Source organism: Aquimarina celericrescens (genome assembly GCF_042682765.1).
GTDB lineage: Bacteria > Bacteroidota > Bacteroidia > Flavobacteriales > Flavobacteriaceae > Aquimarina > Aquimarina celericrescens.
The window spans coordinates 79,192-95,335 of the sequence record NZ_JBHUHY010000034.1; the positions used below are offsets into that span (position 1 = coordinate 79,192).

Sequence of the window (16,144 nt, forward strand, 5' to 3'; positions counted from 1 at the left end):
AAACCACGATTAGTTTAACGCCTTTTTTATAAATAAAATTTTCAGAAAAAGAAATATGGATTACGGTAAAGAATTCGAAAAATATGCGACAAAACATCATGGGATCAATAGTAATTATTATGATCAAATCATAAGCAGTATGCATCCTATGGGTATGACTCCTAATATTATCGAAGAACGTCAAATGAATATCGCCATTTTTGATGTATTCTCTAGATTAATGATGGATCGTATTATATTTTTGGGAACAGGCATCAATGATCAAGTGGCAAACATTGTTCAGGCACAATTATTATTCCTAGAGAGTGTGGATTCTTCTAAAGATATTCAAATTTATATTAATTCTCCTGGAGGTAGTGTGTATGCAGGACTTGGGATTTATGATACAATGCAATTTATAAAGCCGGATGTTGCGACAATCTGTACGGGTATGGCGGCATCTATGGGTGCAGTATTATTGTGTGCAGGACAAAAAGGAAAACGTTCGGGATTACCTCATAGTCGAGTTATGATCCACCAACCCTTAGGAGGCGCTCAAGGACAAGCAAGTGATATCGAAATTACTGCCCGAGAGATTTTAATTTTGAAAGAAGAATTATACAAGATTATTGCAAAACATTCCGGACAAACTTATGAGAAGGTTTATGAAGATAGTGATAGAGATTATTGGATGAAAGCTGATAAAGCTCTTGAATACGGAATGATAGATGAAATTTTAAAAAGAGAATAATATATTTTCTTGTTTTGTAAGGAGGAGTTTTTCTTTCTGACTTGTTATATACAAGAAATATTATTGATGTAAGCATAATTAAAAACCAAACATAATCGTTATATTAATTATGCGAATTCTAACTGAGTATTGAAAATAATTACGTTAGAATTATAATTGAAACTAAATAACCATGGCCAAAGAAGATTTAGAATGCTCTTTTTGTGGGAGAAAAAAGCCAGAGACTAATTTACTAATTGCGGGATTAGACGCGCATATTTGTGATCGATGTATCGTTCAAGCACACGGGATAGTAGTAGAAGAAGCCAAAGATGAGGAAACAGGAGAGCTTAGTAGCGAGTTGATGTTACGAAAACCAAAAGCGATTAAAAAGTTTTTGGATCAATACGTGATAGGGCAGGAATTTACTAAGAAAGTAATGTCAGTTGCTGTATATAATCACTACAAAAGACTACTACAACCACAAACAGATGATGATATAGAGATCCAGAAGAGTAATATTATTATGGTTGGGCAAACAGGAACTGGTAAAACCCTAATTGCCAAAACTATTGCGAAAATGCTTAATGTTCCTTTGGCAATTGTAGATGCCACAGTACTTACCGAAGCGGGATACGTAGGAGAAGATGTAGAAAGTATTCTTACTCGTTTGCTTCAGGCCGCAGATTATAATCTGGAAAAAGCGCAACGGGGAATCGTATTTATTGATGAAATCGATAAAATTGCTCGTAAGAGTGATAATCCTAGTATTACCAGAGATGTTTCTGGCGAAGGAGTACAACAGGCTTTATTAAAATTGCTTGAAGGTACAGTAGTAAATGTACCGCCAAAAGGAGGTCGTAAGCATCCGGATCAAAAATTTATCGAGGTAGATACAGAAAATATTCTTTTTATCGCCGGAGGTGCGTTTGATGGGATCGAGAAAATGATCCAAAAACGATTAAATATGCAGGCTGTAGGGTATAGTGCTTCTAAAACTGAAGATGCTATAGAGAAAGATAATTTGCTCCAGTATATTATTCCAAAAGATCTAAAAGATTTTGGTTTGATTCCTGAAATAATAGGGCGATTACCTGTACTTTCTTATATGAATCCGTTAGATGCTGAAACACTTAGATCTATTCTAACAGCACCTAAGAACGCAATTATTAAGCAGTATAAGAAGTTGTTTGAGATGGATAATATAGCGTTCTCTGTAACCGAAGGTGCGTTGGAGTATATTGTAGAAAAAGCAATGGAGTATAAATTAGGTGCTCGTGGACTTAGGTCACTTTGCGAAGCAATACTTACAGATGCAATGTACGAATTGCCTGAAGGTGAAGAAACAGAGTTTAGAGTTACCAAAGATTATGCAGAAAAGAAACTGAATAAGTCTACGATCAAAAAGCTAAAAGCTGTTTCTTAACCTAAGGTATAGAGTAATTATACAACAAAAAACACCTTAGTACACGTGTACTAAGGTGTTTTTTGTTGGCTAGAATAGTTGGAATCTGTCTTACTCAGAATATGAAACCCGGTCTTTGTTATTTTTAATGATATCTTCAGTATTTTTTAAAGCGATATTATCGCTTTCCTTTAAATTAATATCAAAGTTGTTTTGGCGAATTAAAGCTTCGTAAAACGTTACTTTTGAAATCTCGCTGTAGCAAACGGTGTCTTCTTCTAATAGAATCGAATTTAATGCATGTATAGCAGAGTCACTGTAAGACTTCACGACTTCATTTGTATTATTAATGTTTTCAGCGATGGTTTTGGTTTCTTGAGCATTAATTCCTGTCATAAGGAATAAAAAGGTAAAGAAAGAAATAGCGATTTTCATACTTTGGGACTTTGATAAATTTATAACTATCTGGTATCAAATTTAATATGAAAAAAATGAGCTGAAAAAGGATTTATTAATTTTTAGATTAAACGCTTTTTTTGAACGATGAAATACCTTATTTTTTGTTAAAAAATATAATTCTTACATACTTTTTTTACGGTAAAACCGTATTTCAAATAGTTTTTGTTCTAATTTTTTAGTCAAAAAAGTCAAATATTAAGAAGAAAGAGAGTTCACTTCATTTAAGGCGAGTAATTCCTCGATATAGATTCTAGTGTTCGACAATCTAGGAATCTTATGTTGCCCTCCTAATTTATCTTTCATTTTAAGCCAATCATAGAATAGGTCTTTTCTAGCTTCTCGCAACTCAAGCATGTTTAAGGTTGTACTATTATAGCGTTTGGCTTCATAGTCGCTGTTTACATTTTGTAAGTTTTGATCCAGTATGAGTTTAAACGCTTCGATATCTTGCGGCAGTTTTTTAAATTCGATCATCCATTCATGTGCACCTTTTTCCTTTCCTTTCATAAAGATTGGAGCAACAGTATAGTCCACTATTTCACTGTTGGTTGCTTTGGCTGTCTTTCGAAGTGCTTCTTCTGTATTTTCAATAATAAGTTCCTCCCCAAAAACATTGATGTGATGTTTGGTTCTGCCAGATACTTTGATTCTATAAGGATTAACAGATGTAAAACGAACAGTATCGCCTATCTTGTATCTCCATAACCCTGCATTAGTGGTAATGATCACAGCATAATTTTTTCCAACTTCTACTTCACTTAACGAAATTACTTTTTCATCATCGTTACCATACGTACTCATAGGAATAAATTCATAGAATATTCCATAATCAAGCATCAATAAGAGTTCAGAAGAATCGTTATGATCCTGTATTGCAAAGAAACCTTCAGAAGCATTATAAATTTCATAATACTTGAAAGAATCTTTGGGTAAAATTTTAGTATACTGGTCTATATATGGATCAAAATTTACTCCGCCATGAAAGTAAACTTCCAGATTACTCCAAATTTCAAAAAGATGATTTTTACCTGTAGTTTCCAGAACCTCATTAAGTAACACCAGCATCCACGAAGGAACACCTGCCAAACTAGTCACATTTTCCTGAATAGTTTCATTTACTATGGCTTTCATTTTAAACTCCCAATCACTCATTAGTGATATTTCACTGCTTGGTGTAGAGCTAAAATCGGCCCAAAAAGGCATGTTATCAATAATAATCGCAGATAAATCACCAAAAGAGGTGCCATTTTCTTTATAAAGTTCCTTGCTACCTCCTAGTCGTAGACTTTTACCTGTAAAAAGCTGGGAGTCTTCATTATTATTAAGGTACATGCATAAAAGATCTTTGCCTGCTGCAAAGTGGCAATCTTCTAACGATTCTTGACTAACCGGGATGAATTTACTTTTTGCACTTGTGGTTCCACTGGATTTTGCAAACCATTTAATCGAAGTAGGCCAAAATATATTATTTTCTCCCAGGCGACTTCTCTCGATCATCGGTTCATAATCTTCGTAAGATCGAATTGGAACACGCTCTTTAAATGTTTCATAATTGCGTATAGAGCCAAAATCGTAGTTTCTTCCAAATTCTGTATTTTTTGCTGTTTCTAATAGTACATGCAGTAGTTCATGCTGAACTTCATTAGGGTACTTCAAGAAAAGTTCCATTTGATGGAATCGCTTTTTTAAGAACCAGCTGGCAATAGAATTAACTAATGGGATTGGCATTTTTTGATGTATCTTTATGCTCAAATAGTGCTTAATGTACTACTTTTGGTTGTTGTCAACTAAAATAATAAAAAAAATTACATTCTTCTTATAAGGTTTATATATAACAAAATTTTATGCAGTATCAAGGAGTACTTACAAAAATGCAAACAGAAATTGGAGAGCCTATTCAGTATTACCTGATTTTTGAGTCCGATTTTATTCATATGAATCAACTATTGGATAAAAAGTTGCGTATAGAATTTGTTGGGTATCAATGTTTGGCTTGTAGAGAGAATAAGAAGATATATAGACAAGGATATTGTTATGATGATTTTTTTAATCGACCAGAAGTGGGAGATTGGGTAATGCGACCAGAATTGAGTACAGCACATTTGGATGTAGAGGATCGAAATTTAGAGTTTGAAAAGAAAGTTCAGCTTCAACCACATATCGTTTATCTCGCCAATTCCAGTAATGTAAAAGTAGGTGTTACCCGAAAATCTCAAGTGCCTACTCGATGGATTGATCAGGGCGCGCATGAAGCAATCGAGATTGTTGAAGTTCCTAATCGTTATTTGGCAGGTATTACAGAAGTCGCTCTTAAAGAACACATATCTGATAAAACCAATTGGCGCACTATGCTTAAAAACGAAATTAAGGATGAGGATTTAGTTGCATGTAAGAATAAACTTAAAGATTTCATTCCCGACGAGGTAAAACAATATTTTGTCGACAATGGGAAAGAAACTGAGTTACGTTTCCCGGTCTTGAAATATCCTGATAAATTAAAGAGTCTTAACCTCGAAAAAACACCTGAGTTTTCTGGTATTCTAAAAGGAGTTAAAGGACAATATTTAATCTTTGATGACAATACTGTTTTTAACGTGCGTAATAATGAAGGGTATGTAGTAAGATTAACAATAAATTAATTCTCCTAATTACTTAGCTCTAAAAGTTGTTCTTCGCCATACGCCTCACATTTCTCTAAGGTATTTTTGATGTCAACAAGAGTAGTTCTAGGATTGATAAGACACATCCTTAACACCACTTGGCCTTGTAAAATGGTGGTGACCAATAGCGCATCTCTAGAGGCAATCAATTTTTTTGAAATATTTTGATTGATTTGATCTAACATTTCTTCAGATAAGTTTTGATGAATAGGATTATATCTAAAATTGATAATGGCTAGAGTAGCAGGAGATGTGATTTCCCAGAATTTACTTTTTCTTAATATAGCTTCGGTTTGTTCAGCTAGCTCCATATTGTAGGTTATAGCTTTTTTAAAAGATTCAAGACCAAATGTTTTTAAAGACATGTAAAATTTCAAAGCACGAAAACGTCTTGTGAGTTGGATTCCATGGTCATAAAAATTGATTTCTGATTCGTTACCTTCTATATCTCTTAAGTATTCTGGTTTTTCGGTAAAAGTACTGCTCAACCAACTATGATCTTTCACCAGTAAACAACCCATCTCATACGGTTGAAAAAACCATTTGTGTGGATCTACGGTTAAAGAATCGGCTCTTTGTATTCCTTTTAAAAGTTTTTTCCCTTCATTAGAAAGTATAGCAGCTCCTCCGTAAGCACCGTCAATATGGAACCATAGATTTTCGGTTTCACAAATGGTCGCTATTTCTTCTAATGGATCGACCGTACCCGTATTGGTAGTTCCGGCTGAGGCAATGATACAAAACGGTTGTAATCCTTCTAAGCGGTCCCTTGCTATGATGTTTTTAAGCTTATTCAGAGATATTTTAAATTCTATATCTGTTGGAACAATTCGAATTTGTTCCTTTTTAAAACCAATGACCTTTATTGCTTTAATGTTAGATGAATGCGCCTGGTCTGAAAGGTAAATGGTGGCTTTCGAAAAATCACTTCCACATTTTATCCTCCTTGCTGTTACGAGAGCAGTAAGGTTGGCCATTGATCCACCACTGGTAAATATACCACCTCCTTTTTTGGTTGGAAAGCCAAAAATTTCTAGTAACCAATTCATGGTTACAATTTCTAATTCTGCTGCTGCAGGAGATGAGGCCCAGCCTCCAGAAAATATATTAAACCCTGTAGCTAGAGTATCTGCCATTACGCTAATGTAGTTACTCGGCCCCGGTACAAAAGAGAACGATTTTGGATGCGATACGATATTGCTATTGGGTATAATATGATTCATTACAAAATCCAAAACTTCATTTGGAGGCAAAGGGTGATTAGGAACCTCTTCAGCCAATAAAGAATCCATTTCCTTTCTCGAAGCTAAAGCCACTGGCCTCTTAGTGTGTTGAGTCTCGAAGTGGTCTACAATATGATCAATAATTTTGTAACCATATTGTTGCATTTCTTCTTTAGACAGTCTTAGTTTAGTGCTGAGGTCATCTTCTATCATAATTGTATTCCTTTACCATTTTGCTCACAAATGTAAAAGTATATCAATATTATTTACTTGTATAATTGGGTGAAAAAATAGTATCAAGTATTCGAATAACTACTTACTGTATGACAAATTTGATACTTTGAAAAACTGACAAAACGATGAGTGCTATTCCCATAATTTTGTGAAGCTTTGTTTTTGAATCCCCTTGTTTATTTGCCATTTTAAATCCCCATTTTCCATAAAAATATAATGTTCCGATTTTCCCTAGATAAACACCAAGAAAGAAAAGAAAAAGAGATAATATCGAATTTTGAATAGTAAGATTAAAAATATGCTCATTGATAAGTGAGATAGTCAGAATCCAATAAATCATTACAGGAGGATTAAGTAGTGCAAGAGAAAAACCGGTAAGAAATTTAGAGTTGAGTTGGTTAGTTTGATTTTAAAACTTTTCTTGGTCTTAACCTTTTTATTCGCTATTAAAATAAAATATAATCCTACTAAAAAGAAAATAGCAATAAAATTGATTTGAATCCATTTATTCTCTTTCAAAAAGTTTGATAATTGCAAGCTACAGTGTATCGCAAAAAAGGCGAGTATTACTTCACCTATTCCAGCAGCAAGTGCTATATAAGAGGCTGTTCTAATATTCTCTTTAATAGAAGTGTTGATTACCGCAAGATTAACAGCTCCAAGGGGTATTGCGCCTATGATGGCTATAAGAGTTCCAAATAAAAGATATAATATTGTCATGTTTCTTTAGTAGTTCTTCACTACATATGCTTACAAAGAGCTTGTATAAAAATATGAAAGCGGCAATCGCCGCTTTCTACCCTAGTAAATCTGATAATTTAACAACATTACAAATTACGATCTTTCTAAAAGCTTCCGTTGACGCCGATTCTCATTTTCTTGATGATCTCTTCAAAATAGAGAATCGTCCAAATAATTTTTTCAGTATCAGCATAGGGAACGAGCTCCTCTATGGCTTCATTTGTAGATTCTAAAGTTTTTTCTATCGTTTCTTTGTTATTTTTTAAGATTTTTAGATGACGCGAATCTTCTTTAATTCCTATATCACTTAATCTCACACCAGCTTCGTTAGTGAGTGATAAGAGCGGTATTACGGTCATAATTTCTTGAACTCGATCTTTATAAAGACTAATAAGTTCTCCTTTTTTTAAGGATTCCAGATCCTCTATTGTATGAAATCTATTTACTTGTTTCTCTTGTGTAAAAAACACTGCTTCATTAGCCTTTTGGGAAAAAGTGATATTTACTACTAAAAAGAAAATAAAACTGGTTGTTACTCTAAGCATGATAGTATAATCTAATTAAATCTTTACTGACTAGTTATTGTAAATTTAAATAAAGAAACCAATTATTTATTATTTCTAGAATGGTTTATTGCATGACCATATAGGTATTAAGTGACTTTTTTAACTGAAATTTTGGGTTTACACTACTTTGTGGATCACTAAAAAGATCGTTTACGTCTACAAAGCTTTTGGTGAATCTATTATATTTTAAAATGTTCAAAGATTCCTTTTCAACAGATTGATTGGCCACCTGAACCCCTTGTCCGTGAATATTAAAGAAGCTATTATCCATCATAAACGCCTTTTGTATTAATGGCAAAGACGTGTAAGATTTATCAAATTTAACTACGTCAGAAAAACCCGATATTTTTGAATTATGAATATAAGTTATTGCAGAATTAGCAGCAGATATGGCCGCAGTTGTATGCTGATAGTTACTTTTATCTGATAGGTTCACCAGATTAGCATTGCTAAAAGTGACATCGGTAACTGCATTGGGCCTTATGTACCCCAAATCTTTGTTATAGCCATCGACTTCGATGGCATAGGATCCTTTGGGACTTGTTACATAAGGATGACGTATAGCAATAACATTGTTTAGGTTACCCTTAAAACCTTCTGAAAGATTGTAGTCGTCTTCTTGTGCCTTCAAAGAGATAAGATTTTGCATATTATTTTTTCCACCGTGGAAGTTAAATGAATCCTGACCTGAGTAGCTTACCATAATATTGTCCAGTATAGAAGAAGAGCCGATACCATATAAGGAAAGTCCGTTAGATCCTTCTTTTCTTTTTATAGTATTACCGGCAAACTCGATTCTTACGTGACTTAATATGGTAGTTTCTTCATCATATTGATTTCCTCCATAAATAGAAAATTGAGGTTTAAAATTTCCTTCAATAAGTCCATTTCCCGAAACTGTATTGACCTTGCCTGATCCAGCAATAATAATACCACCCCAGTCTCCATTATTTCTTGATTTGGGAGCTTTGTTTGAGGTGAATACTATAGGATAAGCTTTAGAGCCTAAAGCTATCAACTTTGATCCTTTGGTCACAATAAGGTTTGCAGGATTTTGATGATCACATCGTATGATCGTACCTTCTTGTATAGTTAAAGTAGTACTGTTAATTACATAAACATCACCAGACAAAAGATATACAACATCGTTTCTTAAATAGGTATGATTTGCTATGATATTAGGTAGTTTTTCTTCAGCTTTTGGATAGTCCGTTTGGTTAGGGGAGAAATTGGTCCAGCCTTTGGCCCATCTATCGTCTTTTTCGCTAAAATTTTGTGCTATACTTGTAAAAGAAGAAAATAAGAAGATACAAGCTGTGGCAAGAAAATATCTTTTTTTCATGGTATTTTGTTTTGGGGTTAAAGTTCTTGGAGGAAATTTCTCTCTTCCAAATTTTTGGGACTACTAAGATATAGGAGTTTTGTTAAAACTAATTACGTGTTTACCGTAAACTTTGTACGTTTATCGATATTTTAACTAAAATTAGTAAAAAATTATGAGTAAAATTCTTACATATATAAATCTTACTTGATTGATAATCAAAAAATTAACTAACGTTCATGTGTTGAAAATAAAAGCTAAACAAATTCCATACATTAGGTGAAGTTTTGACGAAAAAGAGGGGTTTTCGATAAATTTTGACGTGTTTTTTGATGAATTTAGGAAGTGTTAAAGGATTTTTAAAGGTTGATAAAAGACAGTTTTTTTAACATAATTAATAAAAATTCATTAAAAAGTAGTTCTTTTTTAACGTTAAAATAGGAAAAATAGCAATGAAATTTATTTCATTATTAATGACTTTTTTCTTTTGTTTTAAAACTTATTGCATAACAGTATACGAATCTGAATCCTTAAGGGTAAATTTTGGATTTTTTGAATTTAGAGGATCCGTAAACAAATCCTCGGCATTTTGAAATCTATTGGTATACATATTGTATTTTAATAGGCGATCTGCACTTACCTCAGATTCATATTGTTTTAAAACGGTGGTACTATGAACATTAAAGATGCTATTTTCTAGTAAAAAATGATTTTTTAAATCTGAAAAAGATTTATAAGCTACATCAAACTTTACTACATTGGCAAAACCAGAAATTCTTGATTCGGTTATGTTTAGTTTAGCTAAATTTTTTGAAGAAATGGCTGCAGTGGTATGCTGGTAGTTATTCTGTGTCGATAGATTGATTAACGACGCATTTTTAATACTCACGTTTGACAAAGATTCTGCAGAAACGTAACCATCCTTTTTTTCATAACCGTCTATTTCTATAGCATAAGATCCACTTATATCACTTATATAAGGATGTCTGATCGCCATAATATTATGTAGTTCTCCTTCATATCCTAGTGTAAAATCGTAATCATCATCTTTGGCCTTGAAAGAGATAAGGTTTTGCATGTTAAATGAGCCCCCGAAGCACTCAAAAGAATCATCTGCAGAATGACTTATCATAATATTATTAACTATTGAATTTTTACCCAAAGCATATAAGGATAGGGCATTCAACCCCTTGGATTGATTAATTTTTTTACCTGCAAATTCAATTCTTATATAGGATATTTCTGTGGTCACTTCATCTTCTTCAATACCTCCATAAAGAGAATATTCAGGTAAAAAATTTCCTTCTATAACCTTAGAAACAGCAGGAGAATTGATTTTTCCCGATCCAGCAATAACGATACCTCCCCAGTCTCCAGAATTTCGCGATTTTATAGATTTACTGGATGTAAAAACTATTGGGAAATCTCTGTTACCTTTTGCAATTAGCCTGGCTCCTTTGGTAATCACCAGGCTAGTTGTATTTTTAGTGTCACATCTTATGATCGTACCTTCTTGTATAGTTAATTTAGCATTATTGACTACGTAAACATTTCCAGACATAAAATAAGTTATGTCGTTACTTAGATAGGTGTCGGTATCAATAATGTTAGGAAGCTTTTCTTCAGGTTCTGGGTATTCTTTTAGATTAGGGTTGAAATTTGTCCATCCCTTGGTCCATTTCATTCGATCGTCATTAGCATTTTGAGAGAATGAAAAAAAGGAAAACGAAAAGCAAAAAAGAAAGAATACAATATTCGATTTCATAACTTGGGGATCTATTATTTTGGGTTATAACATATTAACCAGAAGTTATGTTTCTGATAATTAATATTTTATTAAATAATAAACCTAATTTTAATCAATTTATTGTATCCTTTTTTAATGTTTTGTTCACAAGATCTAAAGGGTTTTAATTACACTTGGTTAAAAGAGATCAAGTATAAAAAATATAGCGAAAGCGTCATTTTAGTTTTTAGTTTTGGTAGAATCCTTTTTCTTTTTCTTTCCCAGAAAACCTCCTATAATATTTTTTGCAGTGCTTTTTAAAGTTTCTTCTGTATCACTTTTAGATGTTTTTATAGAATCACCTTTTTTATCATTAGACCCTAATAAACCAGAGAGAATTTCTTTGCCCTTATCCTTCACCTTATCTTTTGCTTTGTCTTTTTGTTTCGACACTATTTGTTGTGTAAGATCTTTTACGGCAGATCCCAGTTCTAGGTCTACTTTAGGATTGGTGAAATTACCTGTAATTCCTATGGGTAGAGCAACTTTCATGGTATTAGCTTCTTGTTCGCTAAGCTGAGAAATCAATCCTGAAGTTTCACTGCCCAGATACTTCGCAGGAATATCAAGTGATACATTATAATTCATACTCTGATCAAAACTATGACTTCCTCCGGCGGTAATTTTTATTCCTTTTACTTCAAAATCAAAAGGCTTTACATTAATTTTTCCGTCATCAAAACTTAGATTGGTCTTAATGTCTTTAAGATCCAATTTATCCAATTCTATAAAATTGAGTTGACTATCAAGTTTAGATAATAATGGTGTCTTAGTAGTTGATACCTGCGCATTGAGAATTTCGGCAAGAGCTTTTCCTTTTAATGAAGTAAGAACTGGTGTTAAATCTTCATTTAAGTTGCCATTTAGATTAATTTGGGTAGTGAGATTACCGGTTAAGGCTCTAGCTATGGGAGCTAATCCTTTTATTAATTCGAGATTGTTAAAAGATTGTACGATATCAATTTGACTAAGATCTAATGCCATATCAAAAGTAGGTACTTTAGATTTTGTAGATACACTGCCATTAAATGCCAAGCCACCATCAAAAATATTTGAGCTTACATTTTCTAAATATGCTGTTTCATCCTTTATTTTGACAGTACCCTTTGTATTTTGTAATTGTAGATTATCATAAACAACCTTTTTGGTGTCAAAGTTTAAAGTAGCATCCAGAAAAGATGGAATTCTCATAGTTTCATCCTTTGTGCTGGTTGTATTGCTCGTTTTTTCTTCTTTTTTTGATGCTTCTGATTCAGTTTCTGCAATCATAAAATCATTTACCGAAAAAATAGTAGAAGTTACATCAAAGTTTCCTTTTAGATCTTGTTTTGCAAATAGGAACCCCATTAAATTTGTAATTGTTCCGGTCGCTGCGATATCAGATTTTCCTGTGGTCGCCTGCATTTGATCTAATGAAATTGTTCCGGGTTTAAAGCTAACGTTAGCAGAAGAAACATTTATTTCATTCGGTAATTCTGTAGAAGCATAAGTGAAATCATTAATCCTGGCAGATCCAGTACTTTTAACATTTTGATATTGCTCCTTTTCTAAAGACTGCATATCAAAATTGGTTCGAAGATCAAGGGTAACAATTCCATTGAGTTTTTGCTCTAGTTCAAGCGGATATGCTTTGTCAAGATTGTCAAGATTTAATTTGCCTTTAAGCATCATATCTACCAATAAGTTTTTTGTAAGATTTTTCAAGGTACCTCTGGCAGCAAAATTATCTTCTCCAATTCTGAAATTGAGATTATCTATGTTAATATAAGTATCATCGGCAATTCCTGTTTTATTCTTAATCAGCACATCAATTAAAATATTTGACACCCCTTTAGGCAAATCTGGATATTTAAAAGAAGCATTATTTGATTTGATGGCAATATCTAGAGTAGGAATATGCGTTTCATCTGTTTTTCCTTTAATTACCCCAAGAATAGAGAAATCTCCACTGGTCTGCACACCATCAAGATTTTTGGCATAGGTTTCGGGAATAATCGCCAAAAAGTTTTTAAAATCGGAGGTAGGCGTTTTAAAACTAAGGTCGATATCTGTATATTCATCAAATAGTTGAACGAATCCTGTAAACTCTAGTGGTAATCTATTTATTAAAGCTTTGTTTTCTTTAAATACATATTTCTGATTTTTAAGATCCAGTTCTATTTCTGCATCAAGTCGAAGTTTGTTTTTATTCAGGTATTTGGTGTCGTCAAATCCAAAAGAAGCTTCGGCATCAGTATGGGTATCCAAAATCACTTTATCGCCCGATACCGATCCGTCTCCACTATGATTCAGGTGCGTCATCTCCAGAACCGTTTTGCTTATATCGTCCTGGTACAAGATTTTACTATCATTAATCTCATAATGTTCTAAAGAAAAAGTGAAATCTCCACTTTCTTCTTCTACCGGAGCTTCCTGCACAGTATCTTCTTGTTTATTGGCAATATCAAAGTTTGAATTACCAAGTGAATCTGTTTTGATCACTACATTAGCCTCGTTAATTATAATTTTTTGAACACTAATAGCCTCACTCGCATCTTTAAAAAGTTCGTTGACAGACATGTTTAATATTATCTTTTTAGAAGAGGCTAATGTGTCTCCTTCAAAGGGCTCGTAATTTATAATCGAAAGGTCTTCTATAATTACAGATGCTTGTGGAAAGCTTCTTAATAGACTAACATCAATATTGGCAAAATCAACTTTTGCATTTACATGCTCATTTACCAAATACCGTATTTTATCTTGTATGGTTCCTTTAAATAAAAAAGGTATAGAAATAATGGCTATAATAAGAATCAGTAAAACAATACCGAGGATTTTTAGGGCTTTTTTCATGTGTTTATTTTTATTGTTTTTCAATGGTCATACTTCGACTTCACTCAGCACGCAAATAGAACTTTTGATAATCCAAATAATTATTTAATCATTTTACTTATTACTATATACTTTCTTGCAAAATAACGATTAAATTACATAGAATCTTAATGCTTTCGAGTTAACTATTTGTTACAATCATATTTCCATGGCAAGTTCACCTCCTTGTTTTAGATTAAAACGCTTTCTAAAAAAGTATACAGCAATATATAGTAAAGGTGTATCAAGAGCTGCAACTAGAACTTTGAACAGAAAGCCATTAAGTAACAGCACGCCAAAACGATTCCATTCTATAATGCCGGCAGAACATAAAAGTAACAGTACTGTTAATGTATCAATCAATTGTGATGAAAAAGTAGAGAAGTTATTTCTTAGCCAAAGGTGTTTTCCTTTGGTAACCCTTTTCCAAAAGTGGAATATTTGAATATCGATATACTGTGCAAAAAGATACGCCATCATTGATGCAAAAACGGCAATGATTGTAGCACCAAAAACGGTATTGAACAAGTCGTCACCAATAGGTGACCATGATGTTGCCGGAACCCAAGACGAGGCTGTTACAATTAGTAGTGAAAAGAACGAGGCAAAAATTCCTGCTGTAACAATTTGATTAGCTTTTCTTTTCCCGAAGATTTCACTTATGATATCGGTAATCAAAAATGTTATCGGGTAAGGTAATATTCCAACAGAGATTTCAAAAGTATAGATACCTAAAAAATCCCAATAAAAGAATTTTTGAAAAATAAGGTTAGACACCACCAATGACGAGATAAAAAGAGCTCCTAATATTAAATATATTCGATAAGCCGCTCTTTGATCTTTAGGGTTCAATAAGTGTTTGCTCAAAATGTTGTACGTTGATAATACTTCATCAAAAAATAAGGTGAAGTGATTTTGTTTTGTTTAATTTGCCTCTAAAATAAGGAGTTCTGATCAGAATATAAATATCCAATCTTGAAAACACCTCGTCTACTACATATTTCGTTAGGAAGTAATATGGGAAATCGCCTTGATTTTATCCAAAAGGCTATTAATGAAATTTACAAAACAACAGGAGATGTACTATCGATATCAGGTATATATCAAACTCCTGCTTGGGGATTCGATAGCGAAGACTTTTTTAATGCTTGTATTACCGTAGAAACTTTTTATAGTACTTTAGAAGTATTAGACCATCTGATGCATATTGAACGATTGTTGGGAAGAAATAGAATAGATCTAGAAGGATATCAGGCTAGAACTATTGATTTGGATATTATTTTTTCTTCGGAAGGGAAGATTGAGACTGACAATCTAATAGTCCCTCATCCGGCCATGCAGGATCGCAGATTTGTTTTAGCACCATTGGCTGAAATTGCTGCAGCAGAAGAACATCCGATATTTAAGCAAACAGTATCCCAATTATTAGAGAACACATCAGATACTTCTGAAATTAAAATAACCGACCAGAAAATTGTGAATCCCAAAGCGCAGTATGCGTTAGCAAAATTTCAATACTTAACCATAGAAGGGAATATTGGGGCAGGTAAAACGAGTCTGGCAACATTAATTTCAAGAGAATTTAATGGAAAGCTTATTCTGGAGCGCTTTGCAGATAATCCTTTTTTACCAAAATTCTATGAGGATATGGAGCGGTATGCTTTTCCGCTTGAAATGTCTTTTCTGGCAGACCGCTACCAGAGACTTCAAGAAGATATTGCCCAATATGATCTTTTCAAAGATTTGGTGGTAAGTGACTATGATGTATTTAAATCTTTAATTTTTGCAAAAGTGACGCTGCAGGAAGAAGAGTTTGCCTTATACAAACGTGTTTTTGATGTAATGTACAAAAATCTGGCAAAGCCAGGGTTATATATTTATTTATATCAAAGTACAGCGCGTCTTCTCGAGAATATCAAAAAAAGAGGAAGGGATTATGAACAAAAAATACCGGCAGAATACCTTAATAAAATAAATAAGGGTTATCTACAATTTATCAAATCTCAATCAGAATTTAACATACGAATTATTGATGTTTCTGAAAGAGATTTTATCTCCAACCGTACCGATTATATTTCTATTTTGGAAGAGATTTGTGAATAGTAAGTTCATTAATTATGTTCTCTAGTTGGATTTTTTTGACGATCATTTGTTAACTATTTTATTTTAATTATGCAAATGGCTCCTGCC

General features: G+C 33.0%; 13 protein-coding genes. 4 read left to right on the plus strand and 9 right to left on the minus strand.

Annotated features, from left to right (window positions below; translation table 11 throughout):
* The first annotated feature begins 55 nt into the window (after nt 1–55).
* Together clpP and clpX are read left to right on the plus strand one after the other, a co-directional pair.
* Nucleotides 56–730: an ATP-dependent Clp endopeptidase proteolytic subunit ClpP gene (gene clpP / locus ACFSJT_RS19925; protein WP_210197432.1), complete on the plus strand. Its 675-nt coding sequence runs from the start codon at nt 56–58 to the stop codon at nt 728–730.
* A 172-nt stretch (nt 731–902) separates the two neighbouring features.
* On the plus strand, nt 903–2,135 hold the full coding sequence (gene clpX, locus ACFSJT_RS19930; RefSeq protein ID WP_378322115.1) for an ATP-dependent Clp protease ATP-binding subunit ClpX: 1,233 nt from the start codon (nt 903–905) through the stop codon (nt 2,133–2,135).
* A 90-nt stretch (nt 2,136–2,225) separates the two neighbouring features.
* On the opposite strand, the gene ACFSJT_RS19935 is transcribed toward clpX, so the two are convergent.
* Together ACFSJT_RS19935 and ACFSJT_RS19940 are read right to left on the minus strand one after the other, a co-directional pair.
* Nucleotides 2,226–2,549, minus strand: a complete 324-nt coding sequence (locus tag ACFSJT_RS19935) for a hypothetical protein (protein ID WP_378322116.1) — start codon at nt 2,547–2,549, stop codon at nt 2,226–2,228.
* Nucleotides 2,550–2,768: 219 nt separating this feature from the next.
* On the minus strand, nt 2,769–4,301 hold the full coding sequence (locus ACFSJT_RS19940; RefSeq protein WP_378322117.1) for a GH3 auxin-responsive promoter family protein: 1,533 nt from the start codon (nt 4,299–4,301) through the stop codon (nt 2,769–2,771).
* Nucleotides 4,302–4,417: 116 nt separating this feature from the next.
* Between ACFSJT_RS19940 and ACFSJT_RS19945 the strand changes: the two genes are divergently transcribed.
* The gene (locus tag ACFSJT_RS19945) at nt 4,418–5,212 is read left to right on the plus strand and encodes a DUF2797 domain-containing protein (protein ID WP_378322118.1); all 795 of its coding nucleotides are present in this window, start codon (nt 4,418–4,420) and stop codon (nt 5,210–5,212) included.
* A 5-nt stretch (nt 5,213–5,217) separates the two neighbouring features.
* Here the strand turns inward: ACFSJT_RS19945 and ACFSJT_RS19950 are convergent, their stop codons facing one another.
* The 7 genes from ACFSJT_RS19950 to ACFSJT_RS19980 form a co-directional block, all read right to left on the minus strand.
* Nucleotides 5,218–6,669: a pyridoxal phosphate-dependent decarboxylase family protein gene (locus tag ACFSJT_RS19950; protein ID WP_378322120.1), complete on the minus strand. Its 1,452-nt coding sequence runs from the start codon at nt 6,667–6,669 to the stop codon at nt 5,218–5,220.
* A 360-nt stretch (nt 6,670–7,029) separates the two neighbouring features.
* Nucleotides 7,030–7,410 carry a hypothetical protein gene (locus ACFSJT_RS19955; protein WP_378322121.1) on the minus strand — a complete coding sequence of 127 codons (381 nt, stop codon included), beginning with the start codon at nt 7,408–7,410 and terminating at the stop codon, nt 7,030–7,032.
* A 125-nt stretch (nt 7,411–7,535) separates the two neighbouring features.
* The gene (locus ACFSJT_RS19960; protein WP_378322123.1) at nt 7,536–7,976 is read right to left on the minus strand and encodes a hypothetical protein; all 441 of its coding nucleotides are present in this window, start codon (nt 7,974–7,976) and stop codon (nt 7,536–7,538) included.
* An 85-nt stretch (nt 7,977–8,061) separates the two neighbouring features.
* Nucleotides 8,062–9,339: a hypothetical protein gene (locus tag ACFSJT_RS19965; protein WP_378322124.1), complete on the minus strand. Its 1,278-nt coding sequence runs from the start codon at nt 9,337–9,339 to the stop codon at nt 8,062–8,064.
* A gap of 478 nt (nt 9,340–9,817) precedes the next feature.
* On the minus strand, nt 9,818–11,002 hold the full coding sequence (locus ACFSJT_RS19970; protein ID WP_378322126.1) for a hypothetical protein: 1,185 nt from the start codon (nt 11,000–11,002) through the stop codon (nt 9,818–9,820).
* Nucleotides 11,003–11,284: 282 nt separating this feature from the next.
* Nucleotides 11,285–13,936: an AsmA family protein gene (locus ACFSJT_RS19975; protein ID WP_378322127.1), complete on the minus strand. Its 2,652-nt coding sequence runs from the start codon at nt 13,934–13,936 to the stop codon at nt 11,285–11,287.
* Between the two features lie 177 nt (nt 13,937–14,113).
* Complete coding sequence (locus ACFSJT_RS19980; protein WP_378322129.1) at nt 14,114–14,821, minus strand: queuosine precursor transporter; 708 nt, start codon at nt 14,819–14,821, stop codon at nt 14,114–14,116.
* Nucleotides 14,822–14,929: 108 nt separating this feature from the next.
* Between ACFSJT_RS19980 and folK the strand changes: the two genes are divergently transcribed.
* Complete coding sequence (gene folK / locus ACFSJT_RS19985) at nt 14,930–16,057, plus strand: 2-amino-4-hydroxy-6-hydroxymethyldihydropteridine diphosphokinase (protein ID WP_378322130.1); 1,128 nt, start codon at nt 14,930–14,932, stop codon at nt 16,055–16,057.
* The last annotated feature ends 87 nt before the right edge of the window (nt 16,058–16,144 follow it).

What these genes read in the sequence shown, in the direction of transcription:
- clpP (WP_210197432.1), top strand. Translation starts at nt 56, where the DNA reads ATGGATTACGGTAAAGAATTCGAAAAATATGCGACAAAACATCATGGG.
- clpX (WP_378322115.1), top strand. Translation starts at nt 903, where the DNA reads ATGGCCAAAGAAGATTTAGAATGCTCTTTTTGTGGGAGAAAAAAGCCA.
- ACFSJT_RS19935 (WP_378322116.1), bottom strand. Translation starts at nt 2,549, where the DNA reads ATGAAAATCGCTATTTCTTTCTTTACCTTTTTATTCCTTATGACAGGA.
- ACFSJT_RS19940 (WP_378322117.1), bottom strand. Translation starts at nt 4,301, where the DNA reads ATGCCAATCCCATTAGTTAATTCTATTGCCAGCTGGTTCTTAAAAAAG.
- ACFSJT_RS19945 (WP_378322118.1), top strand. Translation starts at nt 4,418, where the DNA reads ATGCAGTATCAAGGAGTACTTACAAAAATGCAAACAGAAATTGGAGAG.
- ACFSJT_RS19950 (WP_378322120.1), bottom strand. Translation starts at nt 6,669, where the DNA reads ATGATAGAAGATGACCTCAGCACTAAACTAAGACTGTCTAAAGAAGAA.
- ACFSJT_RS19955 (WP_378322121.1), bottom strand. Translation starts at nt 7,410, where the DNA reads ATGACAATATTATATCTTTTATTTGGAACTCTTATAGCCATCATAGGC.
- ACFSJT_RS19960 (WP_378322123.1), bottom strand. Translation starts at nt 7,976, where the DNA reads ATGCTTAGAGTAACAACCAGTTTTATTTTCTTTTTAGTAGTAAATATC.
- ACFSJT_RS19965 (WP_378322124.1), bottom strand. Translation starts at nt 9,339, where the DNA reads ATGAAAAAAAGATATTTTCTTGCCACAGCTTGTATCTTCTTATTTTCT.
- ACFSJT_RS19970 (WP_378322126.1), bottom strand. Translation starts at nt 11,002, where the DNA reads ATGAAATGGACCAAGGGATGGACAAATTTCAACCCTAATCTAAAAGAA.
- ACFSJT_RS19975 (WP_378322127.1), bottom strand. Translation starts at nt 13,936, where the DNA reads ATGAAAAAAGCCCTAAAAATCCTCGGTATTGTTTTACTGATTCTTATT.